Consider the following 25,925-nt stretch of genomic DNA (forward strand, 5'->3'; position numbering starts at 1 on the left):
CCATCGTTCAGAGAAGGGATTTTTGTTGAATCTGATTTCTGGATTAACGGCATATTGCTTGTTTCCGTATAAGCCGCAGATGTTTGGGAAGAATGCTTTGGCGGCTGCTAAATAGAGGGGGCTTATCCCGAACTCAGGTTAAGATATCGATATCAATGCCGACAAAATTGCCGGCAGTATCGTACATAGTAAAGGTAGGATTGTTATTAAACAATCCTACCTTGTAAGTTTGCGCATAAACAGATAAGGAAGCTGTTAAGGCAAGGGCTAAAAAAGCATTTTTTTCATTTCAAGCTTCGCCTTTGTAATTAATTTTCTTGCAAACAAATTACAATTGCTGCGCTATATTTATTCCAAACAATCGGAATCACATAAGAACGCGCATCTTTCGGCAAATAAATTTCTCCCGGAATGCCTTGAATAACCATTGGCACGGAAATCATAAAAGTTTCGCCATACTGGCTGCGTGCATTACCTGAAATCGTATTGGCAATTTCGCCGACTAAATCCAACATACTGGCTTGACTGACTTCAGACTCGCCGATAGACATCAAGACATGCTTAAGCAGAATTTTAGGAGCGGTAAAATATACACAACCTTTATAATAGCCTGAAATACCGATAATACCTGTATAATCCAGAGCCTTAGGCGTATTATTTTCAACCAGATAAGGCGTTCCCACTTCCGCATTGATATTATTTACTTCATTGAAAAAACGATTAACGCCGTCAATGAATACCTGCATACTATCTTCTTTAATCATCTACTTACTCCATCAATTCATTTAAAGTTTTTAATAATTCGTCATCTGAAAACGGTTTGGTTAAAAAGCCATTTGCTCCTAATTCTAGGGCTTTAATACCTGTCGCCTTATCCGATAAAGCAGAAATAACCAATATTTGTACTTCAGGATCAATCTTAATCAACTCTTGAATACATTCTAAACCGTCCATTTCCGGCATGGTTAAATCCATCGTAACGATATCGGGTTTAAGCGATCGAAACAAATTGACCGCCTCCACGCCATTTTTTGCTTTTCCTACAATTTTATAAGGTGCATTGCTAGGCAAACGTGCAATCTTATTCCGAATAATCATTGAATCATCAACGATAAGCATTTTATACATTAAAAACTCCTTAAGCGCTTAAGCGGATAGTAAAGCGCGTAAATTGATTAGGCTTAGAGCGAATCGCAATTTTTGCACCTAAGCTTCTGACGCGGTCTAAGACCACATCCATTCCCACGCCGCGGCCGGCATCTTCCGTAGATGTTTGAGCGGTTGACAAACCGGTGATAAAAATCGCACGATATAATTCATCTTCGCTCATCTCGTCAGGATTTTTATTAAAGTCGGGGATTTGACGCAATTTCTCACGAATAGCTTCCGCATCAATGCCTTTGCCGTCATCTTCCACAATCAAATCATAGAATCCGTCGCGATGAATCAGACTGACGCCGATATTGCCTTGGCGTTCTTTGCCTTTTGCCTTACGTGCCTCAGGCGTTTCAATACCATGCACAATGGCGTTACGTACTAATTGCACGGCAATAGACTTAATCAAATCCATACGAATTTCATCAAAAGGTGCTTTATTAAAGCCTTCTACATGATGTTCAACTAATTTGTAATTTCTTTCTGCCGCCTGCTCAATATAGTGTGCCAAATATTGATCCACATCGCCGTGGTTGACTTGCGAAACAACATCATGCATAGCGGATTTAAGCCCTTCTTCCACATTATGTGCAGATTTTGCTGAAGCAGAAGATTCATGCGCATGTACTTGCAAACGCTCATGCAGATTTTTGGTGATTTCCAATTGATCCATTAAGGCATCTAAATAGACCGCAATAGAAAGAAAGTCATCACCGGCCAAATCTCTTTGCTCACGCAATTCTTTCAATTTGCCTTCCATTTCTTCTGCAATGGAAACAAAGCGGTCGAATTCCAAAGCGGAAGATTCGCCTTTGAATGAATGGATTTCACGGAAAATTTCATTGATTTTTTCACGCAAACCTACGCGATTATTTTGCTGACGCAAGATATTGTTGATTTTTTCCGCCACTTGATTTCCGCGGCGCAAATAGCCTGCCAAAATAGAAGGCTCTACCCGCAATACTTTCACCAACATTTCTACTTGGCGGTTATTTTGCTCACGTTCTCTTTCCAAGCGTTGCTCAAGTTCCACTTCTTGCGTGATATCTGCAACAGAGACCAGAATTTGCTTGATTTCTTTATCTTTATATACCCGCGTGAAATCAAAACGCAGATATTTATCGGATAAACCGCCTTTTTTATCATCAATAAAGACTTGTACACGGTTCAAAGGGTTAAGCGATTTTACTAAGGATTCTTTAACGCGCGGTTTAAACAACTGGTTAATATAACTCTTAGTATTTTCAATATCGGATTTGCTGAGAATTTTATCCAATACTTCCTCGAAAGGCTGATCGGCAACATCCATACTTGGCAAAATTGTATTCAAGGCTTGCGAGTGCTGCGAACCGATGACTAAGTTATCATCAACCAAGAACAAACCTTCTTGCACCGACGACATGATTTCATCTACTTCACGACGTGCAATAGCCGCCTGCTCATCCGCTTTAAGCAAATTACGTACGAATACGAAAATCATGAAGATGAAGTACACAATACCGAATCCGATAGCGCCATAAAGAATTCTTTGCTCTAGAATTTCTTCTTCTGCAATATGCCCTTCAATGGTTGAAATGGCGTTATCTGTTTCGGTAATCAAATTGAGGTTAGCAACTTTTGCTTGCGTCATCGCAGACTCTAACTCATTCTGGCTGTCCACCATAATGTCATCAGCAACAGCCAGATAGGCTTTGATATTAACTGCCAAAGGCTCCCAATTCTGCTTTAAGGCATGCAAATTATTTGAAATACTTTGCACGTCGTCATTAGAAACATGGTACGTCACACCATTGGGGCTGATATAAGTCCCTCCGTTTTCTAATGCTTGTAAGATTTTTGGAAATTCTTGGGTGTTTTGTTGCAGACGATCAAGTACTGCTATCATGTGCGGACTGTTGGTGTCTTCCCCATAACTTGCATTCGCATCAAAAATATCCCGAATGATTTCCCGGCTATACTGACCAAGAGTTTGAAGAACCTGAATACGATCGTTTTCTGTTTGTTTATGGCTTGCCACCCGTAACTCATACAAGGTAATTCCAATAAAAATAACAACTAACAATGCAATCGCTACAACCAATCCTAAATATTTTTTAAGCGGCGAGGTCTTATTGATCTCTTGAGTTGGCTTTGCCATAACTACTCCTGATAATATAGAAATATAATATAATTTGCCTGAATAAATGGCGGTTACTTAGAGCAACCGCGCAAACTTTTGGAACTTTTATATCTTAACAAAAGATAAACGGCAAGAAAACTTTTTGTTAGTTGTAGGACACAGTATTTTAATATCTAAAAAAAACAACGTATTAAAATAATCAACACTGTTTCTAAAAGAATAATATCTAACAAAAACCGGGCAAAAGAGTGTAATCCTTACTTTCTTAACTTATTTCATCAAAAATACTGAAATTTCCTCATTGCAAGGTCATTTGCTGTGCATTTAATAGCTGCTGCAGACGCTTGCTGTAATAGGCATTGCCATTGCGTTTGTCATACATGTGTGCCAAGTCTTGCGCTAATGTTTTTGCGGAGACGAACATGCCTTCCTCAAAATGCGCCATTGCCGAGAGGTAGTGCAGGCTGATGATGGGATGGTTTTGGCTGTGTTTGCCGATGGCGTCATGATGTTTTTCGGATAGGTTGAGGGCTTTATCGTAGCATCCTAATTTAATATGTAATTCAATTAATTGCGGCATCAGACGGATGAAGGTTTCATCGGCGGATTCGATGAGTTGCACCGCTTTTTGCATCTGCGTTTCGGCTTCTGCCCATTGGTCGTTTTCGATTAGGCTGTCGATGATGGGATAGTAGGTATTATGCGGTACTTCGCCGCAGCTCATACTGCCGTCGAGAATAGGCTGCGCCAGTTGCACGGCTTGTTTATATTGCCCGATAAAGTGGCGGTAATGGATTTCATCGTTTAGTTCGCAGGCTTCGCAGTCGGAAAAATCATCTTTTTCAATTTGATGCCATTCTTGATAGTGCATTTTTGCGTGCTCGATGTCGCCTATGTTCATGGCTTGGAGCATGAGGCATTTGTGCAGCATGGCTGTTCCCAGCTCGCCGCGTTCATAATATTCGCGCATGGTTTCATTATAAAATTCAATGCGTTCCTTTGGCATATCGGGCATGAGCGGCAGGTCGGCGATAAACCATTTATATGCCCACAGGCAATGGTAGAGTTCTTGCCAGACTTTTTGGCGCGCTTTTTCCGTTTTGCACAGGTTGAGGCGTTCGATACAGTCTTCCGTCAGCCAATGCAGGCAGGCGATTTGAAAATCGGGGGAATAGAGGTGGTTGGGCGCTTCTTCGCCGATCACATGGAGGCAGATGTGTGCCATGAGTTTTTCGTTTTCCGCATCTTGGGCGGCGTCTAGGGCTTTGATGGTGTGATGCTGTATATCGCCAGGATTGTCCAGAAGCGTCCATTGGGCGAGAAGCTGTTGAAATGTTTTCATTGTCTATAGTGCTGTTGTAGAGATGTTTTATGTCTTTATCTGCCTGCCGCTTAAGGCGAACGCGCCAAAGCAATCAGGGCATCCGCCAGCTGTGCGGCGGCGGCTTCATAGCCGGCTTGGGTGAAATGCACGCCGTCATTGCGCGCCAGTTTGCGCGTCATCCATGCTTTCATGCCGCATTCGCCGCCCATGACGTTCTGCCATGACCAATAGAGGGTTTTATGTTGTTGGGCGCTGTGCCATTGGATGTTTTGAATGGCGTCTAATGAGGGGGCGCGTGTGCCGCATGTGCCGCCCGTGCCTTTTAAGGATTCCGGTGCGCCGATGATGAGCATGCCCGCCTGCGGCAGGGCTTGATGTATGTTTTCAAGGGTTTGCGTCCATAATTTCTGCACTTGAGCGGGTTTGAAGGGTGTGGCGAAGGCTTCGTTTGTGCCGTAGGCGAGGACGACTAAATCGGCGCGGCTGCGCTTGAGGTCTTGCAGCCAGCCCATGCGCCATTTCTTGACTTCGCCGAGTTGTGCGCCATTGATGCCCATTGCGCTATAGACGACGCCTTTGCGCCCGTTTTCAATGTTGATAGAGCCTAAAGCCCATTGAGCGCCGTCGGCGGACTGAAAGCTCAGCGGCGGCGTAGCTTTCAGATAGGTATGAAACCATTGTTTTGCCGCGCCTTCTTCTTCCAAGAGTCTGAATTGCTGTCCTGCGGCGTCGCGTACCAGCAGGCTTGAGCCTTGTCGCGGCGGCAATAGGGTAAGGGTAACGGCGGAAGCGCCTTGGTTTTTCTGCGGAATGAGTTTCAGCGCCTGTTTTCCTTGGGAGAGACTGATGACGCCGCCGAGCGGGAAATCGGCATCGTCGCGGCGGCTGGTCAGGACTTGCCAGCCTTGGTTGTCATAGCTCATGATTGCGCTGCGTTGTCCTTTGATTTTATTCGGATAAACCCAGCCGATGCCGCCGTCGCCGAAATGGGCTTGCAGGCGTTGGCGCAGGAGGTCGCTAAAATAATCGCCGGCGGTATGCGAGTCGCCCAGCTGGATAATGCGGAATTTGTGGTTTTCGCCTTTGGCGAGTCCGCGCCATTTTTGCAGCCATATCTGCTGATTGCTGCCGTAGTTAATCAATCCATCGGGTAGATTTTGTGCTGCGGCGACATTGCCGAAGCAGGCTAATAAAATCATTATTTTTATTCCCGGCAGACATCGCCGCCTAAAATATTGCACATAATGATTTTTGATTCCGTTCATATCTATTTTCCTTAGCTTTTTAATTTTCTGTTTGCATGTGTAGACGGCGCATAATGGCAATCGCGATTTGCCGCTGCCCTGTCGGTGTGAAATGAATGCCGTCTTTGCTGCGTACGCGCACGCTTTTGCCTTCCAGCATGATGGTATCGACATAGGCGGGCGCACCGCCTGTCAGGATGTATTTGGTCGGCACAAAAATGCCCTTGTCGCGCATTTCGCTGCGCATAATGCCGTCAAGATAAAGCATTTGTTCGTTGAGCTTTTCCGGCTTCATAAAAGGAAGCCCCAACCAAATCACGCCGGCATCATGTTTTTGCGCGCTTTCGACAATACGGCTTATGCGGGCGCGATAGACCGCCTCCCATGCTTTGCTTTTAAATTTGAGATAGGGTGCTTTGCTGCCCTGCTCGGGATCGGGGAAATCCCAAGGGTCATTCGGACCTAAAAAGACGACCACGGCTTTGATACTTTTATCCACCGCCAAGGTTTTTTCCACTTCCGCCGGCCAATTGAAGAAATCGGGATAAGATAACCCCGTGCTTTGTTTGCTTAAATTAATGCTGTTGATATTGTATTGGCGCTGCAGGGTTTGTTGCACGAAGGGCGCCACGCCCTGCATCAGCGAGTCACCGATTAATAAGACTTTGTCGCCCGCCTGCAAGGGAATTTGCTCAAGCAGGGTTTTGTTTTGCGGAGCCGCTTCGGTTTGTGTGTTTGTGCTGTCATTTGCCGCGGCCGTTTGTACGGTGGCTTGAATGCTTGTTTTATTATCACTGCCATCGTTTGTTGATAGCGTTTCTGTATTTGCCATTAGCGGCGCGTCTTCGCTTGGTGCAAAGGTTTTATCATTTTCCGCCTTTGTTTGTGCGGAGTTTTTAACGGCGGCTTTGGTTTCGCCACTCTCGTTTGTCGGCGACGTTTCCGTGTTTGCCATTAGCGGTGCGTCTTCGCTTGGCGCAGCGGTCTTATCGTTTTCCGTTTGTGTTTGTGCGGAATCTTCAACGGCGGCTTTACTGTCGCCGCTGTCATTGCTCGGCGGGGTTTCTGTGTTTGCCATCAGTGCTGCGTCTTCGCTTGGCGCGGTGGCATTATCGTTTTCCGCGGTCGTTTGCACGAGGTTTTCAGCGGCGGCTTTGCTGTCGTCTGCAGGATGGCTGTGTTCTGTTTGTATGTCGGTAATGCTCGTTTCTTCAATTTGTTCTGTAAAGGCTTCCGTGGCTTCCCGCAGTTCCGCTTCGCTGAGCGTGAAATCTTCTTGTAGCAGCGCATCATTTGGCACGGCGGTAGGCGGGCTCTGTTGCGCGGCGATGCGTTGGTCTATCGATTGAATTTGGCTGCGTAGTCCTTGCGCCAAGGTGTTGGCGGTGTTTTGCAGGCTTGCACCCGCTTGCCATAAGGCAAAGCGCTCTAGGGGCATTAAGGGGCTGGGGCGGTGGTAAGTCTGCTGCCAGTAGCGGTTAATCGATTGCTGACTAAACCAAATGCAGAACAAAGCACTTAAAGAAAGCGCGATAAAAACAGATAGGCGGGTATTAGAAGTTGGCATAGATAAATCCCGGAATGCCGGAGGGCGCAAAAATCATAATCAGAAAAAATACCGCGCTAATCGGCAAAGCCCACGACCATATCGGTAAGCGCTCGAGCAGGCGCACGAAGCGGTTGATGCCGCGCAGAATTTCCTGATAGGCAATCAATGCCGTGAGCATGGCGGCAAAGAGCAGGGCGGTGGAAAATGCCGGCAGACTGAATTGCAGGTTGCCGATAAGTGCTTGGAATATCAATGCCGCTTGGTTGAAATCCTGTGCGCGGAATATCACGAAGGTAAAACAGACGAAATTCAGGGTAAAGAAGATGCCGATATAGCGCGTCCATTCACGCGCGGCAAGGGCGTCGCGTTTGCCGCACAGGCGGTCGCCGCAATTGAGCAGCACCAATGCCAGTCCGTGCAATAAGCCCCAGAGGGCGAAATTCCAGCCGTGTCCGTGCCAAATACCGGAGAGCAGCATCGCCAGCAGTAAATGGATTTGCGTGCGCAGAAAGCCTTTTCGATTGCCGCCTAGCGGGATGTAGATATAGTCGCGAATCCATGTGGAGAGCGAGATGTGCCAGCGGTTCCAAAAATCGCGGATATTGTGTGCAATCAGTGGTGTGCGGAAATTCGGCGGCAGTTGGAAGCCGAGCAGCATTGCCAAGCCGATGGCTAAATCGGTATAGCCGGAAAAGTCGAAAAAGAGCTGGGCGGTGTAGCCGTAAATGGCGGTTAGAAGGGTAAAGGCGTCATATTGCAGGGGGTTGTTAAATACGGGATCGACCCAGCCGTCGCCGATGGTGCCGGCAAAGCACCATTTTTTGATAATGCCCAATAAAATCAGCGTGATTGCCAGTGCGGGGCGGATGATTTGTCTTGGATTGGGGTTTTGGATTTGCGCGGCGGCGCCTTCGTGTTCGCCGTCGATGGTTTTCATGCGTTCGGCGCGGAAAATCGGGCCTGAAGTGATGGTGGCGAAAAAGCTCAAATGCAGTAATAGTTCATGCCAAGCCAGTTTGACGGGTTTGTAGCGGTATAAGGCGCTTAAATAGGCGATGGATTGGAAGGTGTAATAGGAAATGCCCAAAGGCAGCAGCAAATCCGGCCAAGCGCTTTGCTGCTCGTGCGGCAATTGGGCGCGGAAAAAATCATAATATTTGAATACCGCCAAATTCAGCACCGCCAAGCTGATGCCGATGATTAGCCAAGTCTTGGCATGGCGCGCGTCGATGCTATGCACAATCTGCTGTGCCACCACCACATTCAGCAAGCCCGCGCCGGCAACCGCCGCCGCAAATAAGGAATTGAGATAATACAGCCAGCCCATGCTAGCAAGGAGCAGAAGCCAATTCTGCACGCGCGGCGATGCGCCACACAGCCAGTACAGCGGAAAGAACAGCAGAAAAAAAACGGCAAATTCAATGGATAAAAAGGGCATAGGGCTAGCGCTGAGCTAAAAGTGCGAAGTTTACCGCAAAGCAGGCTTTGGCGATAGTTTAGCGTTTTGCCATGACATGAATGTTAATCGGCATCGCTTGAAGCACTTGTTTGAAGCGACTGTTTTTATTTTTGAAAAGTTTTCTCATTACTATCTCAATGGATTTTTGCATCCTATTATGGATAAAATATAAAAAAAATCATTTAGAGGCAGGCAAAAAGCGCTTTGGGCATGGCTCAAGGTTTTTATTTGGAATTTTATTTGGAATCAGTAGGAGTTTGTATGATGAAGAAACAGTTATTAACGGCTTTGGTGGCATTGGGTGCGAGTACGATGTCGTGGGCGGAGGTGAATATTTATTCGTATCGTCAGGAGTTTTTGATTAAGCCGATGTTGGAGGCGTTTACCAAAGAATCGGGCATTCCTGTCAATATTGTTTATGTGAAAGACGGTTTGGCTGACCGCCTCAAGCAAGAAGGCGAGTTAAGCAAGGCAGATGTGGTGCTGACGGTGGATATCAGCCGTTTGGAGGAGTTGGTCGCCGCAGGGGTAACGCAGCCTTTTACTTCTGATGTGGTCAATGCAAACATTCCGGCGCATTTGCGCGGCGAGCATTGGGCGGCTTTGACTACGCGTGCGCGCGCGATTTATTCTTCCAAAGAACGGGTAGGCAAACTGCCGGCAAGCTTTACTTATCAGGATTTGGCAAAGCCTGAATTGAAAGGCAAGGTCTGCGTGCGTTCGGGCAAGCACCCATACAATGTGTCTTTGGTCGCTTCCATGATTGCACGTGACGGCGAGGCGGCGGCGAAGGTTTGGCTGGAAGGCGTGAAGGCGAATTTGGCGCAGAAACCGCAGGGCGGCGATCGCGACCAAGTCAAGGCGATTATGGAAGGCAAATGCGATTACTCGCTGGGCAATTCTTACTATTTCGGCGCGATGCTGAATAATGAGAAAAATCCTGAGCAAAAAGAGTGGGCAAAAGCGGTGGAGATTAATTTCCCGAATCAGGAAAGCACGGGTACGCATGTGAATGTCTCGGGTGTGGCGCTTGCCAAACACGCGCCGAACCGCGCCGATGCTTTGAAATTGATTGAGTTTTTAAGCGGCGATGCGGCGCAGGAGATGTACGCGGAAGTCAATCATGAATACCCTGTGAAAGCGGGCGTGAAGCGTTCTGATTTGGTGGCTTCATGGGGTGATTTTAAGGCGGATGATTTGAATGTGCTGGAGATTGCCAAGCATTATCAAAGCGCTTTGAAGCTGATTGATGAAGTGAAATTTGATATGTGATCAAGGCTTAATGTGATAGTCGATTAACATAAGAATGAGACAAGGCGACGAGCCGCAGACAGTACAGATAGTACGGCAAGGCGAGCCAACGCCGTATCATTGCAATTTTAATCGACTATATAAGCCGCAAAAGCGCTTTGGGGGCTTCTTGCTTTCAAAGCGCTTTTTTATGGGCGTGTTGGGATTACTATGTTATTGAATAAATTGCGCTGTCGTTTTTCGGTATTACTGCTGTGGGCGGTGGCGCTCTTGCTTTGTTTGCCGCTTTTGGCTTTGTTTTACCAAGCCTTGACCGCGGATTCGCCGATTTTTGAACATTTGCAACGCACGGTGCTGTGGGATTATGTGCGCAACAGCGTGATTTTGGTGGCGGGCGTGGTGCTGATGTCTTTGCTTTGGGGCGTGCCGAGTGCGTGGCTGATTGCGCGTTATCGTTTTTGCGGACGGGGTTTTTTCCGCTGGGCGTTATTGTTGCCACTGGCGATGCCTGCTTATTTGGCGGCGTTTGTTTATACGGAATTATTGGATTACGCGGGCATGGTGCAAAGCGCTTTGCGGCGCGTGTTTGGTTTTAAGAATGCGCAGGATTATTGGTTTTTTGAAATTCGCAGCATGGGCGGAGCGGTGTTTGTCTTGTCTTTGTGTTTTGCGCCTTATGTTTACTGGCTGTGCGTGCAGGCTTTTGCCAAATTACCTGCCAATCAGATTCACGCTGCCGAGCTTTTGGGGGCAAAGCGCTTTGAGATATTCAGACGGGTGCTGATGCCGTTGTTGCGTCCGACGTTGGCGGTGGCTTGCGGTTTGGTAGCGATGGAAACTTTGGCGGATTTCGGCACGGTGGCGTATTTTTCGGTTTGGCATTTGACGACAGGGATTTACGATGTTTGGTTGGCGCACCGCGATTTATCGGCAGCGGCGAAATTATCAAGCCTGATGCTCTTGGCGGTGGCGGTGTTGCTGGCATGGGAACAGTATTACCGTCGCCGCAATCATTTAGCACGCAACCACGCGCCGCTCGAAGCCAAGCGCTTTGCCAGTTTGGCAGGCGAAACGGCGGCGGTGCTGTGGTGCGGTTTGGTCTTGCTGTTGGGCTTTGGCATTCCTGCCGTTTGGCTGCTGTGGGCGGCGTGGCGTTATGTGGGCGATACCGATTGGGCGGCATTTGCCGAGATGGGTTTTTATACTCTGCGCCTTGCCTTAACGGTGGCGGCGATTGGCACGGCATTGGCGTTTGTGCTGCAAGCATGGCAACGAGCCACCGCGCGTGGCAAGGGTTTGATTCGTCTGGCTGGTTTGGGCTACGGCGTTTCGGGCACGGTGTTAGCCATCGGCGTGTTGATGATAACCACCGCCTTCGACCACAAAATCAACGCTCTCAGCAAAGCGCTTGGCTTCGGCATCATCGGCTTGATTTGGAGCGGCACCATGGCGGCTTTGGTTTATGCCTTTTTATGCCGCTTTGCGGCGGTGGGCTTGGGGGCGGTGGAAAGCGGTTTTGCGCACATTCCGCCCAGCCTTGACCAAAGCGCTTTCTTGCTCAGCTGTTCGAAAAAGCAAACGGCGTGGCGTTTATGGCTGCCACTGCTGCGCAACAGCTTGGCAACCGCCGCCTTACTTTTGTTTTTGGAATCAATGAAGGAATTATCGGCGGCAATGCTTTTGCGTCCCTTTAACGTGCAAACCCTCTCGACTTATATTTACGAATACATTTCCGCCGAACGCTTTGAAATGGCGGCATTGCCCGCTTTGCTGATGGTGGTCTTGGGTTTGCCGCTGGCGGCATTGCTGTTGAAAACCATGGAGGATTGAAATGCCAATCGAACAAGAACAAGCGCTTTGCTTGCGCCAAGTCAGCATTCATTACGGCGCGGTGGCGGTGGTGCGGGATTGCGATTTTGCGCTGCAACGCGGCGAAATCGGCGCACTGTTGGGCGCATCAGGTTCAGGCAAAAGCACCTTGCTTAAAGCGATTGCAGGCTTGCTGCCGATTGTGGGCGGAGAAATTTATCTGCAAAACCAACGGGTTTCGGGCAATGGCGTGCATATACTGCCGCAGCAGCGCGAAGTGGGTATGCTGTTTCAAGACTACGCCCTGTTTCCGCATTTGACCTCGCTGGAAAACGTCTGCTTCGGCTTGCGCCATCTGCCCACGGCGGTGGCGAAAGACAAAGCGCTTTCCATGCTCGAACGCGTGCAATTAGCAGATTTTGCCCAGCGCTTTCCGCACGAACTCTCGGGCGGACAGCAACAGCGTGTCGCACTGGCGCGTGCCTTAGTACGTCAGCCGCGCCTACTGCTGTTGGACGAACCTTTTTCCAGTCTCGATCAAGCGGTGTGCGAACATTTAATTGATGATTTACGTTTATTATTCAGAGAGCAGCGCATCAGCGCCTTGCTCGTGACCCACAACAAACGCGAAGCCTTCGCGCTGGCGGACAAAGTGGCGCTGATGAAGGCAGGGCAGGTGGTGGAATGCGCCGCACCGCAACAACTCTACGACCACAGCGCACAAGGCGAACTGGCAACCGTCTTGGGGCATCTCTGCCTGATTAGCGCGGTGAAAGTGGGCGATGGGGCGCAAAGCGCTTTTGGCGCATTGCCCTTGCCGCTGTCGGCGCGTGATGCCCCCGAAGGTGCGGCATTGTCAATCGCCCTGCGACCGCATCAATATGATTTGCACGCCGCACAGGAAGACGGCGCAACGGTCGTGGCGGTGCAATTTTTGGGCGATATGTCGCTGTACCGCCTGCAACAGGGCGAGAGCAGCGCGGAGTTTTTAAGCACTAAGCGCTTTGTCTGCGGAGAGAAAGTGCGCGTGGTATTCCATCAGGCATAGGTGGTATTTGGGGCATTTTGCGTCCGAATTTTGGCATTTTTTCCGTAAATCCGCGATAATAGCGCGCTTATTTTAATTCACTAGATGCTCATCATGACACAAACCCTCAAACACGTTTACATCGAAACCCACGGCTGCCAAATGAATGAATACGATTCTTCTAAGATGTTGGCGGTGCTGAAGGTGTCGCATGGCATAGTGCCGGTGAAAACGCCTGAAGAAGCGGACGTGCTGCTGCTCAATACCTGCTCTATCCGCGAAAAGGCGCAGGAAAAAGTCTTTTCCCAAATCGGGCGCTGGCGACCGCTGAAAGAGAAAAATCCGCATATTATCATTGCTATCGGTGGCTGCGTCGCTTCGCAGGAAGGCGAGGAATTGCGCCGCCGTGCGCCTGAGGTTGATGTGGTCTTCGGGCCGCAGACTTTGCACCGTCTGCCGAATTTAATCAGCGAAGCCCAGCAAAAACGCGGCGGCGTGGTTGATGTGTCTTTCCCCGAGATTGAAAAATTCGATCATCTGCCTGAGCCGCGCGCCGAAGGCCCGACGGCTTATGTGTCGGTGATGGAGGGTTGTTCCAAATATTGCACCTTTTGCGTGGTGCCTTATACGCGCGGCGAAGAAGTCAGCCGTCCTTTTGACGATGTAATTGCCGAATGCGCTTCGCTTGCGGCGCAGGGCGTGCGGGAAATCAATCTCTTAGGGCAAAATGTGAATGCCTATCGCGGCGCTATGGATGACGGCAATATCGCGGATTTGGCTTTGTTGATTGAATACGTTGCCGCGATTGAGGGCATTGACCGCGTGCGCTTTACCACATCGCACCCTGTGGAATTTACCGACAGTTTGATTGAGGTTTATGCCCGCGTGCCACAATTAGTCAGCCATCTGCATCTGCCGGTGCAAAGCGGGTCGGATAAGGTGCTGGCTTTGATGAAGCGCGGGCATAAGGCGGCGGAATATGTGGAGAAATTGGAACGTATCCGTGCCATTCGTCCCGATATCAGCTTTTCTTCCGATTTTATTGTCGGTTTCCCCGGCGAAGAAGACAGCGATTTTGAAGACACGATGAATCTGATTGAAACGGTGTTTTACGATACTTCTTACAGCTTTATTTACAGTCCGCGCCCCGGCACACCGGCTTCCGCCATGCCTGACCGTATTTCTATGAACGTAAAAAAAGCGCGTCTGGCACGTTTGCAGGCGCGCATTCTCGAGATGGCTGGGCAGATTTCGCAAAATATGGTCGGCACGGAGCAATGGGTCTTGGTGGATAGAATTTCGCGTAAAAACCAAAACGAGGTCAGCGGACGTACGGAGAACAACCGCGTGGTGAATTTCCAAGCGCCGACTTCTTTGATTGGACGCTTTGCCAAAGAGCAGATTACGGCGGCTTATCCTAATTCTTTGCGCGGTCGCCTGATAGAGGCGGAGGGTATGCAGCGTCCTGTGATTTACGGACAAAGCACTTAATATATAGTCAAAGAAATGAAAAAGTGGTACAGTAATGGTGCTATAGTCGAAGAACTGAAAAAGTGACACAAAATATCAAGCTGCGAGCGTTATAGAGAGTACAGCAAAATGAATCAAAACTGTAACTCTTTTTGAAATCTTTGACTATAACAGGTAGCGCAGAGAGTACGGCGAGATGTGTTTAAACTGTAACTCTTTTTGATTTTCTTGACTATAGCTTCTTCAGATTAAAATGAGACAATAAAAAACCGCCACTTTCAACAGTGGCGGTTATGTTTTTTGCTTAAACGGCAATTATTCCGCAAAACAATCTTTCAAACCTTTTGCCAGATTTTTCTGCAATTCGCCGAACATGGCAGGACCGGTCGCCAAATCTGCGCCGACAGGGTCTAAGACTCCTACTTTTACCTGTGTACCTTCAATCAATTTATCGGTGAGTTTGGAAGAAAATTGCGGTTCGTTGAAAATACAGGCAACTTTATTTTCCTGCAAAACAGCACGTAATTCGCCGATACGTTTTGCACCCGGCTCATGCTCCGGATCCGCACGTACTACGCCGACAGGATTCAGGGCAAATTCTTCCTCAAAATAAGGATAGGCATCATGGAAAGTCATGTAAGGCTTACGCGCTACACCTTCCAAAGATTGCGCGACTTCTTGATGCAGAGTTTGCAGATTTTTCAAAGCGGTTTGCAGATTTTGCTCGTATTTGTCCGCATTGTCTTTATCCAAAATACTCAAATCGGCAGCAACCGCTTTTAACAAAGGCGCGGCATTTTCCGTTCCCAGCCATAAATGGGAATTGTATTCGCCGTGATGATGATCATGTCCGCCGTCCATATGGCTGAAGCCGGAATCTTCATCGCCATGATGGTGATGCGCTTCTTCCCATAAACCGCCGCTGCGGGTTTTTAATAATTTCACGCCGGCGGATTTATCCCAAATCAGGGTTTTTGCGCCTTTGATTTTTGCCGCGCTGCCTGCCATGAACGTTTCCAAATCATCGCTGACCCAAACTAATAATTGCGCGTCATTCATTGCTTTCACATCCGAAGGCTTAAGCGCATAGCCATGCGGCGAACCTTCTTTAATCAATAATTTCGGCTCGCCGACCCCGTCCATGATTTGCGCGACCAAACTATGCAAAGGCTTGATGGTGGTTACTACATTCGGCACTTCTGCCTGCGCGACAAAGCCGAGAGAAAGAGCAATTGAGCCGATTAAGAGTTTTTTAAGCATGACATTCTCCATAGGTTTTGAATAAATGTAATGCTATAACAATTGTGAAAAAAGATAAAGCGAATTTATCATATGGCATTGAATGCCTGCCAAGCATTTAAGACGTCTTCAACAGCAATATCCGTCATTTTGCCGCCGCCACTGGCAGGGCAATCTTTGGGCTGGACTACCGCTAAAGGCGCGTCGAAAATGGGGCGCGTGCGTTGCGGATTGGTCGGGCCATATAAACCGACGGTCGGTGTGCCCGCGGCATTGGCAAGATGCAAACCGCCGGTATCGTTGCCAATCACGCATTGCGCTCGGCGGAGCAAATTAAAAAACTCTGACATGTCAGTCGTTCCTGCCAGATTGCGTACCTGTTCAAGCGCTAAATCTTGCATAATCGCTTGGCAAATTTCCTTATCTTTGGCCGTGCCGCACAGCAGGATTTCCGCATCGCTGTGGCGGCGCAATTGTTGGATAAAAGCCCGCCATTTGCTGACTTCCCAGCGTTTTTCAGGACTGTTTTCCGAGCCGCAAATCAGCACAATATGCCATGCGCGGTCGGCATTTGGCAATAAAGGCGCAAAAGAAACGCCGTCTTGCAAAGCAAAATGGGCGGTAAAATCTGTCCATAATTGGCTTTGATGCCGCTCTCCGTCCTGCTCGGGATGGCGAATACAATAGCGATGCGTCAGTAGGCGGCGCGGACGCCTTTGCCATGCAATGCCGTAACGTTTTGGAATGCCTTGCAGCCATGCTTCCGCATCGCTGCGCTGCGAATTGGCAAATAAAACCGCTTGACTGAATTGTCCGCGTTGCTGCCAAAAATGCGGATAATAACGCCAATTTTTCGGCGGCAACGCGCGATATTCTTGCTGAAAACCCAAAGCGGACAATAAAGGGGCAAATGCCGCTTGTCCGCTGAATACGCTGTGTGGATATTTTTGCAGTATCGCCGCCGCAACAGGCAAAGCCATAACCACATCGCCCAACCAATTCGGCAAACGGATAATCAGCGACATACAACCTCCAAATTAGGCGCGATGATAAGGATGGTTTTGATTGATAGACCATGCACGGTACAGGGCTTCCGCCACAATAATGCGCACCAAAGGGTGCGGCAGCGTCAGTTTGCCTAATGACCAACTTTCATTGGCTTTGGCTTTTACCGCTTCGCTCAATCCTTCCGGCCCGCCAATCACAAGCGCCAAATGCCGCGCTTGCTGCTGCCATAACTGCAAACGTTCGGCAAGCGCTTCGCTGCTATGGACTTTGCCCGGGATGTCTAATGTGACGATGTAATCCGCCTGCGCAAGAATTTGCAAAATTTGCTCGTCTTCTTTTTGCCTTGCGGAGGCTATTTGGTTTTTATCGCTGCGTTTTTGCAGAGGAATTTCTTTGAGTTGCAGACTGACACCGCCTTTAAGGCGTTCGGCATAATCCTGATAGCCTGCTTCCACCCAAGCAGGCATTTTATGACCGACAGCGATAAGCGTGATGAGCATTATTGCTGCTGCAAATATTGCTGGGCAGGCGGAAATCCTTGCGCAGCGGCTTTTTGGATATAGGCTTTGCCGTTTTTTGCATTAGAGGCAACGCCGTCGCCGCGCATCAGCATAATGCCGTAATTAAATTGGGCGGCGGCATCGCCGCTGTCCGCCAAAGCTTGCATCCATGGTGCGGCTTGCTGCGCTTGTCCAGTAGATAAATAATACATAGCCAAATCATACTGCGCAGGCGGATAACCTGCTTGCGCGGATTGCTGCAACCATTGCAAGGCGGCTTGCTGATTGACCGCCGTACCGTCGCCGTTGCCGTAAGCAACGGATAAATTATAGGCGGCAACCGGATCGCCTGTCTGCGCGGCTTTGTTCAGATGATTAAAGGCTTTCACGGCATCGCCCTGCTGATGCGCTTGAGCCGCCGCCTGCAATTCCACCTGTGCATTTTGCGCTTGTGCGCTCATGCAGGTAAAGCCTGCCAATAAGAGTGCAAGCAGATGAGTTCTTAATTGCATAATGTCTCCTGTTTTTGATAACGTAAATCCCAAACTCCGTGTCCTTTGCCGATACCGCGCCGTTCGAATTTGGTTTCCGGCCGCCATTCGGGACGGGGCGCAAAACCTTCTCCATCGCCTAAATTATGCCATTTCTTATCCTCACGCAAAATGTCGCGCATCCAAAAAGCATAATGCTCCCAATCGGTTGCCAAATGCAATTCTCCGCCTGCACGCAATTTTTTATGCAGCAAATCGGTAAAAGGCTGCTGAATGATGCGGCGTTTGTGATGGCGCAATTTCGGCCAAGGATCGGGGAAATAGATTTGCACGCGCATCAGGCTGTTATTGGCAATATGGCTTTGCAAGATTTTAACGGCATCCGCTCGGATAATGCGCAAATTATCTACGCCCCGCGCCTCTGCGCCCATCATGATGTGTCCAACGCCGGGACCGTGTACTTCAATGCCTATAAATCCAAGTTCCGGCGCAGCTTCCACCATGCTCAATAGCGATTCGCCATTGCCGAATCCGATTTCTAAAACAATATCTTTTCTAATTGGCTCAAATAGATGAGTAATCTCTATGACGCCCGCATCATCGGCGATGTCAATGCCGTAACGCGGCCATAGGGTTTCAAACGCGCGTTCTTGTCCACTGGTCATCCGCCCTTGACGCAGAACGAAGCTACGGATGCTCATAAACGCTTATCGTGTTCAATGATGGCATAGGCTGAGTGATTATGAATCGACTCAAAATTCTCTGAAGACACGCTATAGGATTGAATCCGTTCGTCTTCATTCAACATCAATGCCACATCGCGCACAATGTCTTCGACAAATTTCGGATTTTCGTAGGCATGTTCAGTCACCCATTTTTCATCAGGCCGCTTCAAAGTCGCCCAAATCGGACAAGAGCCGCCTTTTTCGCCCATTTCAATCAATTCCTCAATGGAAAAAGGACGTTCAGGGTCGTAAAGCGCGGTAATGATGATATGCGAACGCTGATTATGCGCACCGTAATCGGAAATTTCTTTCGAGCAAGGGCAAAGGCTGGTTACCGGCACAGTAACTTCCACATATAATTCGCTATTGCCGACATTACCGTCCGCCAATAGGCTTACTTCATAATCCATCATGCTTTTGCTACCGCTGACCGGTGCGGATTTTTCCACAAAATAGGGGAAAGTCAGCGCAAAAGTACCTTCATCCGCCATCAAACGTTGCAACATTTGCCCGTGCAGTTGCAAAAAATCCGCCACGCTATATTGCGAGGTTTCGTTCAGCAACTGAATAAAGCGCGACATATGCGTGCCTTTTTTATCATGCGGCAGCAGTACGGTCATTTCCGCCGTAGCGACGCTGTGTTGCTGCTTGCCTTCGGCATTGCTAAAAATAATCGGCATACGGATATCACGAATGCCAACGCGCGTAATCGGCAATTGACGGCGATCCGCCGAGCCTTGCACATCAGGAATCATTTCTGTCATTTAGAGTTCTCGCTAAAAAATCGGGGTATTATGCGGTGCAGGCTTGCTTCCTGCAAGCCATTAAGCAAATGTTATTCTTGTTCGCTTTTTGCTTTCGCATAGTGATCATTTTCTTTGTTACTGACTTTCAGTACAAAATAGTCAAGCAAAGAAGTGGGTAAGAAACGTTTTGCCAAAGCCATCAACCATGTCAGTTTAGTCACATAGTAACGCGCCTTAGGCTTATCGGATTCAATCGCATGAATCAAGGCCGCCACCACTGCTTCAGGACCTAACGTAAAAGGTGCCGGCTTATCGCTTTCCAAGCGCTGAATCATTTTCAGATAAGCCAGTTTATGCAAACTTTGCGCCGCATCAATCCAACGCTGGAATTGCAGGAAAGAATTGCTGCGAAAAGAGGAACTAATCGGTCCCGGTTCAATTAAGCTTACATGAATGCCGCTGCCTTTTAGCTCAAGACGTAAAACATCGCTCAAGCCTTCAATGGCAAATTTGGTCGCTACATAGGCACCGCGAAAGCGCATTGCCGCAATTCCTAATACAGAGCTATTGTTAACGATACGCCCAAAACCTTGGCGACGCATAATCGGCAAAACCGAAACCGTCAGCTCATGCCAACCGAGAAGGCAATTGTCCAATTGATAAGCCAAAGCGCTGCGCGATAAATCTTCTACTGCCGCAGGGATGGCAAAAGCACCGTTATTAAATAGGGCGTCAAGGCGACCTTGAGTGAGTTTTAAAGTCCAATCTAATGCCATCGCAATCGAATCAGGAGAAGCCAAATCCAATTGCACCGCATGCAAACCTTGTGCACGCAATTGCTCGACATCGCCGGCATCTCGCGCTGTAGCAATTACCAACCAGCCGCGTTCATGTAACATTTCCGCCGCTTTACGCCCAATGCCGCTGGAACAACCTGTAATTAAAATCGAGCGCTGCATATTATTTTCCATGAGCAAAAGCCGGCCAATCTTGGGTATGACGCAAAACCAAATCATGCAATAAGGCGATATGATCCGCACGGACATTTAAGGCAGGAATGTAGTCATAACGCTCGCCGCCGTGGTGTAAAAACAGCTCGCGATTCCCTTCTGCCATTTCTTCCAAGGTTTCAAGACAATCTGCCGTAAACCCGGGACACATTACCGCCAAACTTTTGACGCCTTCTTTAGCTAATTGTTCAATGGTTCTATCCGCATAGGGCTGCAACCACACTTCTTTACCGAATTGTGATTGAAATACCACCATAAATTGAGAGGCTTCCAAAGACAATTTTTCAGCGACTAAACGCGCCGTTTTCTGACAAAAACAATGATAGGGATCGCCCTCATGCAAATAACGCTCGGGTACGCCGTGAAAAGAAAAAAGAACTTTTTCAGGCATCTCGTTTGTCTGCAAATATTCCCTTACAGTCTGCGCTAATGCTTCGATATAAGCCGCCTCATCATGCCAATGATGCACAAAACGCCATTCCGGCATATAACGCATTTTCTTGAAAGCATCCGCTACCGCATCAATGACTGTCGCCGTTGTCGCATCGCAATATTGCGGATACATCGGCACAATCAGCAACTGATTAACGCCTTGAGTTTGCAAAGTACGCAATTTGCTTTCTATTGAAGGATTACCATAGCGCATTGCATAATCCACAATAATATCTTGGCGAGCATGATGCTGATAAAGCAAATCACGCAAAGCATCTGTTTGCGCTTTAGTAATCTCTATAAGAGGTGCGCCTTTATCCGTCCATACTTTGGCATACAAAGCTGCAGATTGCTTCGGACGCTTCGGCAAAATAAAAGCATGCAAAATAAACAGCCATTGCCAACGCGGTAAATCAATCACACGCGGATCAGATAAAAATTCGGCAAGATAAGGGCGCAGTGCCTTTGCCGTCGGCGCATCAGGCGATCCTAAATTTACCAATAAAACAGCTGGTTTAGGAGAAATTGAAGGATGATCTACTTTCATATAAAAAAGCTCTGCCGAAGCAGAGCATTTTGCATTAGGCCTGAGTATCTTCAACCAGACGGTCAACCAATTCTACGTAAGCCATTGGCGCCTGGTCACCTGGACGGAAACCGCATTTCAAAATGCGAATATAACCACCTGGACGCTCTTTATAGCGTGGCGCTAATTCAGCAAATAATTTTTGTACCGCATCACGATCACGCAGACGGGCAAAAGCCAAACGGCGTGCTGCAACTGTATCATTATTTTTTGCATGAGTAATGATAGGCTCTAATACACGGCGTAAATCTTTTGCTTTAGGCAAAGTTGTTTTAATCAACTCATGCTGAATCAAAGATACGCTCATATTTTTAAACATCGCTTCACGATGCGCGCTAGTGCGGTTCAATTTACGACCAGCTAATTTATGTCTCATAATTCACTCCAAATTCTGAAAGCCGACATTAATTCTGCGGCCAATTTTCAATATCCATACCAAGCTCTAAACCGCGAGCAGCTAAAACCTCTTTGATTTCATTGAGAGATTTTTTACCTAAATTCGGTGTCTTCAGCAATTCAACTTCCGTACGACGCACTAAATCACCAATACTGTTGATGTTTTCCGCTTTTAAGCAATTGGCAGAACGGACAGTCAATTCCAAATCATCAACAGGACTTAAAAGAACAGGATCAATATGAATTTCTTCCTCTTCTTCTTCTTCGATTACTTCTGTCGATTCAAGCTTAACAAAAACCTTAATTTGATTATGTAAAATCGTTGCCGCTTCACGTATCGCTTGCTCAGGCTCAATTGTGCCGTTTGACTCAATATCGATAATCAATTTATCAAGATTAGTACGTTGTTCAACCCGAGCCTGTTCAACGCGATAAGCAATGCGGCGCACAGGACTAAATGAAGCATCAAGGCGTAGAACATTTGCTCTCACTGATTCAGCATCCTCAGTTTCCTGTGAAACCACGCGATAACCACGTCCTTTTTCAACAACAACCGTCATAGAAAAAGGTTTGTCTTGGGTTAAGTGCGCAATAACATAATCAGGATTTGCAATTTTCACCCCTGCCGGCGCACGAAAATCACCAGCAGTGACAACACCGACCTTGCTTACGCTCAACTTCATTTCAGCACGTTCTAAATCAGGCATAATCAAAGCCACGCCCTTAAGATTCAGCAAGACATCAATAACGTCTTCCTTAACCCCTTCAATTGCCGAATATTCATGTAAAACACCTTCAATATCACACTCTGTAATTGCTGCACCTTCAATAGAAGAAAGCAACACTCGGCGCAGAGCCGTTCCTAAAGTGTAACCAAATCCGCGTTCCAAAGGCTCAAGCGTAACGCGAGAGGTGTTTGGGCCGATTTCTTTAATTTGAACAATACGAGGAGTCAATAATTCAGATAAAGCCATACCAACACCTTTTTAATAAAACCAAGACTATTTAGAATAAAGCTCAACAACCAACGACTCATTAATATCAGCCGATAGATCAATACGCTCTGGAATACGCTTGAATTGACCTGTCATTTTAGACACATCAACTTCAATCCAATCAACAAAGCCGCGTTGAGAAGCCAGTTCTAAAGCGCTCTTAACGCGTACTTGATTACGCGATTTTTCACGCACTGAAATCACATCTTCTGCTTGAACTTGATAAGAAGCGATAGTGACACGCTTTCCATTAACTTCAATAGCACCATGAGAAACCAATTGACGAGCTTCTGCACGAGTAGCGCCGAATCCCATACGGTAAACCACATTATCTAAACGCTTCTCCAAAATTTGTAACAGATTTTCACCTGTTGAACCTTTTTGCTGAGCCGCTTTTTTAAAGTAATTACGGAATTGACGTTCTAACACGCCATAAATACGCTTTAACTTTTGTTTTTCACGCAACTGACTACCGTAATCAGATAAGCGACCTCTGCGAGCACCATGCTGACCGGGTGCAGAAGCCATTTTACGGGTTTTTTTCTCCAGCGGGATAATGCCAGATTTCAATTCAAGATCAACGCCCTCACGACGCGCTAATCGACACTTAGGACCAATATATCTAGCCATAAATTACTCCAAAATATTTATACGCGACGTTTTTTAGGCGGACGACAGCCATTGTGCGGAATAGGCGTAACATCCGTAATACTATGAATATTAAACCCGCTTGCATTCAACGCACGCACAGCCGATTCACGTCCTGGACCCGGACCTTTGATATTCACATCAAGGTTTTGCACTCCATATTCTTTCGCCACTTCACCAGCGCGTTCTGCTGCAACTTGCGCTGCGAAAGGAGTACTTTTACGAGAACCACGGAAACCTGAACCACCGGCAGTTGCCCAAGAAAGCGTGTTACCTTGGCCATCTGTGATGGTCACGATTGTGTTATTAAAAGAAGCATGGACGTGCGCAACGGCGTCCACAACAACACGCTTTGCCTTTTTTCTTACATTTTTCTGTTTACCAGCAGCTTTAGCCATAAATCATCTCTCTTAATTAACGTTTAATTGGACGACGAGGTCCTTTACGAGTACGTGCATTTGTTTTCGTACGTTGCCCACGAACCGGCAGACTACGACGATGACGCAAACCTCTAAAACAACCCAAATCCATCAGACGTTTAATATCCATAGACACTTGACGGCGAAGATCGCCTTCAACTGTATATTGTCCAACAGCTTGACGTAATGCATCAATTTCTGCATCAGTCAAATCACGAATTTTCTTATCCGGCTGAACACCTGTCTCTTTGCAAATTGCCTTTGCACGAGTAGGTCCAATACCGTAAATTGAAGTCAATGCAATTACCGTATGTTTTTGGGTAGGTACATTGATACCGGCAATACGTGCCATATTTACTCCTTAAAAAGAAAGGTGCGAAATTATAATGATCTCGCACCACGAAGTCAAAATAATTTAGCCTTGACGTTGCTTATGACGCTTGTCAGTGCAAATTACACGAATACTACCGTTACGACGGATTACCCGACAGTTACGGCACATTTTTTTAACTGAAGCACTTACTTTCATTTTTACTCCATCGAGTTTTAACGATGATATTGTCCGCCAAATCCGGAAAGATTGGCTTTTTTCATCAAAGATTCATATTGTTTTGACATAATATGAGACTGAACTTGTGACATAAAATCCATAGCAACCACAACAGCAATTAATAATGAAGTCCCGCCAAATAAGAACAAAATTTGCCCTGAAGTAGAACCAATATTCATTAACGAAGGTAAAATACAGACAAATGCCACATATAGCGCCCCTACCAAAGTTAGACGCTCCTGCACTATATCCAAATAATCAGCAGTTTGCTTACCCGGTCTAAAGCCTTGGATAAAAGCGTTGGAGCGCTTCAAGTTATCCGCCAACTCTCTATTTTCAAACATCATAGATGTATAGAAGAAAGCAAATAAAATAATTAACAATGCAAAAGCAGCAATATACAACCAACCGCCGGGATTTAAACCATTACCTAAATCACTCATATAACGCCCAAGGGCACTATTCATTCCGGAGAACAAGGAGAGGGCAGACACCAAAAGCGTAATAATCGCCGAGGCGAAAATTGCAGGTATGACGCCTGCCATATTAATTTTTAATGGCAAATGCTGACGATCTGTCATCCCACGAGAAGCACCATGCTGTTGTCGCGCATAATGGATCGCAATACGCCGCTGCGCGCGTTCTACAAAAACGATTAAAGCAAAGAGAGCGACAATAACAAGCAAGATTAGAAAAAACTTTCCATAACCAATTTCACCAACTTTAGCTTGGTTAAACAGATTATAAATTCCGCTTGGCATATTGACGGCAATACCTGCAAAAATCAGCATAGATATACCATTACCAATTCCGCGTTCGGTAATTTGCTCTCCTAACCACATCATAAACAATGCGCCGGCAGCAAGACCGATCGTCGCTACAAGAAGAAATTGAGCCGCAGGCACTGTAGGCAGCACCATTCCCTGCGCTAAAACTGCTCGAGATATAGCAAAACCTTGAATCAAACCTAAAAACAATGCAAAGAATCGCGTATATTGAGTAATTTTCTTTTGCCCGGTACTTCCTTGCTGACGTAACTCCTTCAGAGGAGGATACATGTGCGATAAAAGCTGCATTACGATAGATGCGGTAATATATGGCGCAACACCTAATGCCAAAAGAGAAGCATTAGACAAAGCGCCGCCAGAAAACATATTGAATAGCTGAAATAGTGAACCATTACCACTATCAAACATATCTCTAATCATCGCCAAATTTACACCTGGCACAGGAATGTGCGCACCAACTCGATAAATGATTAATGCAACCACCAAAAAAATAAATCTTGAGGTTAATTCCTTATAAGGATTAGCAACGGGCTTTGCCATAAATTACCTTTACTCTTCTACTTTTCCGCCAGCAGCAGAAACTGCATTACTAGCGCCTTCACTCAATGTTAATCCCTTAATTGTCACAGCTTTATCCAATTTGCCATGAAGATAAATTTTCACATTCTGTGCTTGAACAGGAACAACACCAGCAGCTTTGAGAGCTGATAAATCAATAATTTCCGAATCAATTTTATTCAGTTCCGACAAACGAACTCGAGCAGTTAAATTACGATTTAAACTATTAAAACCACGCTTAGGCAAACGACGTTGCAAAGGCATTTGTCCGCCTTCGAAACCTACTTTATGATAACCGCCTGAACGAGCTTTTTGCCCTTTATGACCTTTACCACTTGTTTTACCTAAACCTGAACCAATACCTCGACCAAGTCTTTTGGCAGAATGCTTAGAGCCTTCAGCAGGCTTTAGAGAATTTAAACGCATT

The 25,925-nt window shown here is 47.1% G+C and carries 27 protein-coding genes and 1 pseudogene; 5 read left to right on the top strand and 23 right to left on the bottom strand.

The window, feature by feature from the left end:
- Nucleotides 1-115 (top strand): annotated as a pseudogene (locus ACJHVI_RS07775) (IS982 family transposase); the annotation flags it as partial.
- 193 nt (nt 116-308) lie between these two features.
- On the opposite strand, the gene ACJHVI_RS07780 reads toward ACJHVI_RS07775, so the two are convergent.
- The 7 genes from ACJHVI_RS07780 to ACJHVI_RS07810 all read right to left on the bottom strand — a co-directional run bounded on the left by ACJHVI_RS07780 (nt 309) and on the right by ACJHVI_RS07810 (nt 8,829).
- Entirely contained in the window at nt 309-761 is a 453-nt protein-coding gene (locus tag ACJHVI_RS07780; RefSeq protein WP_483184225.1) for a chemotaxis protein CheX, read from the bottom strand.
- A 7-nt stretch (nt 762-768) separates the two neighbouring features.
- The gene (locus tag ACJHVI_RS07785; protein ID WP_483184190.1) at nt 769-1,128 is read right to left on the bottom strand and encodes a response regulator; all 360 of its coding nucleotides are present in this window, start codon (nt 1,126-1,128) and stop codon (nt 769-771) included.
- A gap of 10 nt (nt 1,129-1,138) precedes the next feature.
- Nucleotides 1,139-3,040 carry an ATP-binding protein gene (locus tag ACJHVI_RS07790; RefSeq protein ID WP_483184191.1) on the bottom strand — a complete coding sequence of 634 codons (1,902 nt, stop codon included), beginning with the start codon at nt 3,038-3,040 and terminating at the stop codon, nt 1,139-1,141.
- Between the two features lie 532 nt (nt 3,041-3,572).
- Complete coding sequence (locus ACJHVI_RS07795; RefSeq protein ID WP_483184192.1) at nt 3,573-4,616, bottom strand: hypothetical protein; 1,044 nt, start codon at nt 4,614-4,616, stop codon at nt 3,573-3,575.
- A gap of 50 nt (nt 4,617-4,666) precedes the next feature.
- Nucleotides 4,667-5,797 carry a GDSL-type esterase/lipase family protein gene (locus ACJHVI_RS07800; protein WP_483184193.1) on the bottom strand — a complete coding sequence of 377 codons (1,131 nt, stop codon included), beginning with the start codon at nt 5,795-5,797 and terminating at the stop codon, nt 4,667-4,669.
- Between the two features lie 85 nt (nt 5,798-5,882).
- Complete coding sequence (locus tag ACJHVI_RS07805) at nt 5,883-7,409, bottom strand: SGNH/GDSL hydrolase family protein (protein ID WP_483184194.1); 1,527 nt, start codon at nt 7,407-7,409, stop codon at nt 5,883-5,885.
- Entirely contained in the window at nt 7,396-8,829 is a 1,434-nt protein-coding gene (locus ACJHVI_RS07810; protein WP_483184195.1) for an MBOAT family O-acyltransferase, read from the bottom strand. Before ACJHVI_RS07810 ends, ACJHVI_RS07805 begins: the two co-directional genes overlap by 14 nt.
- A gap of 285 nt (nt 8,830-9,114) precedes the next feature.
- On the opposite strand from ACJHVI_RS07810, the gene ACJHVI_RS07815 reads away from it, so the two are divergent.
- From ACJHVI_RS07815 to miaB, 4 genes are all read left to right on the top strand, one after another.
- A complete protein-coding gene (locus tag ACJHVI_RS07815) occupies nt 9,115-10,122 on the top strand; it encodes a Fe(3+) ABC transporter substrate-binding protein (protein WP_483184226.1) in 1,008 nt (335 codons plus the stop codon).
- Between the two features lie 189 nt (nt 10,123-10,311).
- Nucleotides 10,312-11,931 (top strand): ABC transporter permease, encoded by a 1,620-nt coding sequence (locus tag ACJHVI_RS07820; protein WP_483184196.1) that lies wholly within the window; start codon nt 10,312-10,314, stop codon nt 11,929-11,931.
- A 1-nt stretch (nt 11,932) separates the two neighbouring features.
- Nucleotides 11,933-12,958, top strand: coding sequence for an ABC transporter ATP-binding protein (locus ACJHVI_RS07825; RefSeq protein WP_483184197.1), 1,026 nt, complete (start codon nt 11,933-11,935; stop codon nt 12,956-12,958).
- 93 nt (nt 12,959-13,051) lie between these two features.
- Nucleotides 13,052-14,428 carry a tRNA (N6-isopentenyl adenosine(37)-C2)-methylthiotransferase MiaB gene (gene miaB / locus ACJHVI_RS07830; RefSeq protein WP_483184198.1) on the top strand — a complete coding sequence of 459 codons (1,377 nt, stop codon included), beginning with the start codon at nt 13,052-13,054 and terminating at the stop codon, nt 14,426-14,428.
- 294 nt (nt 14,429-14,722) lie between these two features.
- Here miaB and ACJHVI_RS07835 read toward each other — a convergent pair whose 3' ends face one another.
- The 16 genes from ACJHVI_RS07835 to rplO form a co-directional block, all read right to left on the bottom strand.
- On the bottom strand, nt 14,723-15,667 hold the full coding sequence (locus tag ACJHVI_RS07835; RefSeq protein WP_483184199.1) for a zinc ABC transporter substrate-binding protein: 945 nt from the start codon (nt 15,665-15,667) through the stop codon (nt 14,723-14,725).
- A 68-nt stretch (nt 15,668-15,735) separates the two neighbouring features.
- Nucleotides 15,736-16,671 (bottom strand): glycosyltransferase family 9 protein, encoded by a 936-nt coding sequence (locus ACJHVI_RS07840; protein ID WP_483184200.1) that lies wholly within the window; start codon nt 16,669-16,671, stop codon nt 15,736-15,738.
- Between the two features lie 12 nt (nt 16,672-16,683).
- Nucleotides 16,684-17,154, bottom strand: coding sequence for a 23S rRNA (pseudouridine(1915)-N(3))-methyltransferase RlmH (gene rlmH, locus ACJHVI_RS07845; RefSeq protein ID WP_483184201.1), 471 nt, complete (start codon nt 17,152-17,154; stop codon nt 16,684-16,686).
- The gene (locus ACJHVI_RS07850) at nt 17,154-17,666 is read right to left on the bottom strand and encodes a tetratricopeptide repeat protein (protein WP_483184202.1); all 513 of its coding nucleotides are present in this window, start codon (nt 17,664-17,666) and stop codon (nt 17,154-17,156) included. Before ACJHVI_RS07850 ends, rlmH begins: the two co-directional genes overlap by 1 nt.
- Complete coding sequence (gene trmB / locus ACJHVI_RS07855; RefSeq protein ID WP_483184203.1) at nt 17,657-18,346, bottom strand: tRNA (guanosine(46)-N7)-methyltransferase TrmB; 690 nt, start codon at nt 18,344-18,346, stop codon at nt 17,657-17,659. The genes ACJHVI_RS07850 and trmB overlap by 10 nt, the downstream gene beginning before the upstream one ends.
- Nucleotides 18,343-19,134: a GTP cyclohydrolase FolE2 gene (gene folE2 / locus ACJHVI_RS07860; protein ID WP_483184204.1), complete on the bottom strand. Its 792-nt coding sequence runs from the start codon at nt 19,132-19,134 to the stop codon at nt 18,343-18,345. Before folE2 ends, trmB begins: the two co-directional genes overlap by 4 nt.
- A 71-nt stretch (nt 19,135-19,205) precedes the next feature.
- Nucleotides 19,206-20,075, bottom strand: coding sequence for an SDR family NAD(P)-dependent oxidoreductase (locus ACJHVI_RS07865; RefSeq protein WP_115218162.1), 870 nt, complete (start codon nt 20,073-20,075; stop codon nt 19,206-19,208).
- Between the two features lies 1 nt (nt 20,076).
- The gene (gene hemH, locus ACJHVI_RS07870) at nt 20,077-21,105 is read right to left on the bottom strand and encodes a ferrochelatase (RefSeq protein ID WP_483184205.1); all 1,029 of its coding nucleotides are present in this window, start codon (nt 21,103-21,105) and stop codon (nt 20,077-20,079) included.
- A 34-nt stretch (nt 21,106-21,139) separates the two neighbouring features.
- Nucleotides 21,140-21,520, bottom strand: a complete 381-nt coding sequence (gene rplQ, locus ACJHVI_RS07875; protein ID WP_483184206.1) for a 50S ribosomal protein L17 — start codon at nt 21,518-21,520, stop codon at nt 21,140-21,142.
- Nucleotides 21,521-21,548: 28 nt separating this feature from the next.
- Complete coding sequence (locus tag ACJHVI_RS07880) at nt 21,549-22,514, bottom strand: DNA-directed RNA polymerase subunit alpha (protein WP_483184207.1); 966 nt, start codon at nt 22,512-22,514, stop codon at nt 21,549-21,551.
- Between the two features lie 27 nt (nt 22,515-22,541).
- Nucleotides 22,542-23,165 (bottom strand): 30S ribosomal protein S4, encoded by a 624-nt coding sequence (gene rpsD / locus ACJHVI_RS07885; protein ID WP_483184208.1) that lies wholly within the window; start codon nt 23,163-23,165, stop codon nt 22,542-22,544.
- A gap of 17 nt (nt 23,166-23,182) precedes the next feature.
- Nucleotides 23,183-23,581 (bottom strand): 30S ribosomal protein S11, encoded by a 399-nt coding sequence (gene rpsK, locus ACJHVI_RS07890; protein ID WP_115218157.1) that lies wholly within the window; start codon nt 23,579-23,581, stop codon nt 23,183-23,185.
- A 16-nt stretch (nt 23,582-23,597) separates the two neighbouring features.
- Nucleotides 23,598-23,954, bottom strand: a complete 357-nt coding sequence (rpsM, locus tag ACJHVI_RS07895) for a 30S ribosomal protein S13 (RefSeq protein ID WP_115218156.1) — start codon at nt 23,952-23,954, stop codon at nt 23,598-23,600.
- Nucleotides 23,955-24,017: 63 nt separating this feature from the next.
- A complete protein-coding gene (gene rpmJ, locus ACJHVI_RS07900) occupies nt 24,018-24,131 on the bottom strand; it encodes a 50S ribosomal protein L36 (RefSeq protein ID WP_483184209.1) in 114 nt (37 codons plus the stop codon).
- A gap of 17 nt (nt 24,132-24,148) precedes the next feature.
- The gene (secY, locus tag ACJHVI_RS07905) at nt 24,149-25,480 is read right to left on the bottom strand and encodes a preprotein translocase subunit SecY (protein WP_483184210.1); all 1,332 of its coding nucleotides are present in this window, start codon (nt 25,478-25,480) and stop codon (nt 24,149-24,151) included.
- Nucleotides 25,481-25,489: 9 nt separating this feature from the next.
- Nucleotides 25,490-25,924: a 50S ribosomal protein L15 gene (gene rplO / locus ACJHVI_RS07910; protein WP_483184211.1), complete on the bottom strand. Its 435-nt coding sequence runs from the start codon at nt 25,922-25,924 to the stop codon at nt 25,490-25,492.
- Between the last annotated feature and the right edge of the window lies 1 nt (nt 25,925).

Source organism: Suttonella sp., from assembly GCF_056855035.1.

Bases quoted from the DNA above. Each gene is read 5' to 3' on its own strand.
- ACJHVI_RS07785 (WP_483184190.1), bottom strand. From the start codon at position 1,128: ATGTATAAAATGCTTATCGTTGATGATTCAATGATTATTCGGAATAAG.
- ACJHVI_RS07790 (WP_483184191.1), bottom strand. From the start codon at position 3,040: ATGATAGCAGTACTTGATCGTCTGCAACAAAACACCCAAGAATTTCCA.
- ACJHVI_RS07795 (WP_483184192.1), bottom strand. From the start codon at position 4,616: ATGAAAACATTTCAACAGCTTCTCGCCCAATGGACGCTTCTGGACAAT.
- ACJHVI_RS07800 (WP_483184193.1), bottom strand. From the start codon at position 5,797: ATGATTTTATTAGCCTGCTTCGGCAATGTCGCCGCAGCACAAAATCTA.
- ACJHVI_RS07805 (WP_483184194.1), bottom strand. From the start codon at position 7,409: ATGCCAACTTCTAATACCCGCCTATCTGTTTTTATCGCGCTTTCTTTA.
- ACJHVI_RS07810 (WP_483184195.1), bottom strand. From the start codon at position 8,829: ATGCCCTTTTTATCCATTGAATTTGCCGTTTTTTTTCTGCTGTTCTTT.
- ACJHVI_RS07815 (WP_483184226.1), top strand. From the start codon at position 9,115: ATGAAGAAACAGTTATTAACGGCTTTGGTGGCATTGGGTGCGAGTACG.
- ACJHVI_RS07820 (WP_483184196.1), top strand. From the start codon at position 10,312: ATGTTATTGAATAAATTGCGCTGTCGTTTTTCGGTATTACTGCTGTGG.
- ACJHVI_RS07825 (WP_483184197.1), top strand. From the start codon at position 11,933: ATGCCAATCGAACAAGAACAAGCGCTTTGCTTGCGCCAAGTCAGCATT.
- miaB (WP_483184198.1), top strand. From the start codon at position 13,052: ATGACACAAACCCTCAAACACGTTTACATCGAAACCCACGGCTGCCAA.
- ACJHVI_RS07835 (WP_483184199.1), bottom strand. From the start codon at position 15,667: ATGCTTAAAAAACTCTTAATCGGCTCAATTGCTCTTTCTCTCGGCTTT.
- ACJHVI_RS07840 (WP_483184200.1), bottom strand. From the start codon at position 16,671: ATGTCGCTGATTATCCGTTTGCCGAATTGGTTGGGCGATGTGGTTATG.
- rlmH (WP_483184201.1), bottom strand. From the start codon at position 17,154: ATGCTCATCACGCTTATCGCTGTCGGTCATAAAATGCCTGCTTGGGTG.
- ACJHVI_RS07850 (WP_483184202.1), bottom strand. From the start codon at position 17,666: ATGCAATTAAGAACTCATCTGCTTGCACTCTTATTGGCAGGCTTTACC.
- trmB (WP_483184203.1), bottom strand. From the start codon at position 18,346: ATGAGCATCCGTAGCTTCGTTCTGCGTCAAGGGCGGATGACCAGTGGA.
- folE2 (WP_483184204.1), bottom strand. From the start codon at position 19,134: ATGACAGAAATGATTCCTGATGTGCAAGGCTCGGCGGATCGCCGTCAA.
- ACJHVI_RS07865 (WP_115218162.1), bottom strand. From the start codon at position 20,075: ATGCAGCGCTCGATTTTAATTACAGGTTGTTCCAGCGGCATTGGGCGT.
- hemH (WP_483184205.1), bottom strand. From the start codon at position 21,105: ATGAAAGTAGATCATCCTTCAATTTCTCCTAAACCAGCTGTTTTATTG.
- rplQ (WP_483184206.1), bottom strand. From the start codon at position 21,520: ATGAGACATAAATTAGCTGGTCGTAAATTGAACCGCACTAGCGCGCAT.
- ACJHVI_RS07880 (WP_483184207.1), bottom strand. From the start codon at position 22,514: ATGGCTTTATCTGAATTATTGACTCCTCGTATTGTTCAAATTAAAGAA.
- rpsD (WP_483184208.1), bottom strand. From the start codon at position 23,165: ATGGCTAGATATATTGGTCCTAAGTGTCGATTAGCGCGTCGTGAGGGC.
- rpsK (WP_115218157.1), bottom strand. From the start codon at position 23,581: ATGGCTAAAGCTGCTGGTAAACAGAAAAATGTAAGAAAAAAGGCAAAG.
- rpsM (WP_115218156.1), bottom strand. From the start codon at position 23,954: ATGGCACGTATTGCCGGTATCAATGTACCTACCCAAAAACATACGGTA.
- rpmJ (WP_483184209.1), bottom strand. From the start codon at position 24,131: ATGAAAGTAAGTGCTTCAGTTAAAAAAATGTGCCGTAACTGTCGGGTA.
- secY (WP_483184210.1), bottom strand. From the start codon at position 25,480: ATGGCAAAGCCCGTTGCTAATCCTTATAAGGAATTAACCTCAAGATTT.
- rplO (WP_483184211.1), bottom strand. From the start codon at position 25,924: ATGCGTTTAAATTCTCTAAAGCCTGCTGAAGGCTCTAAGCATTCTGCC.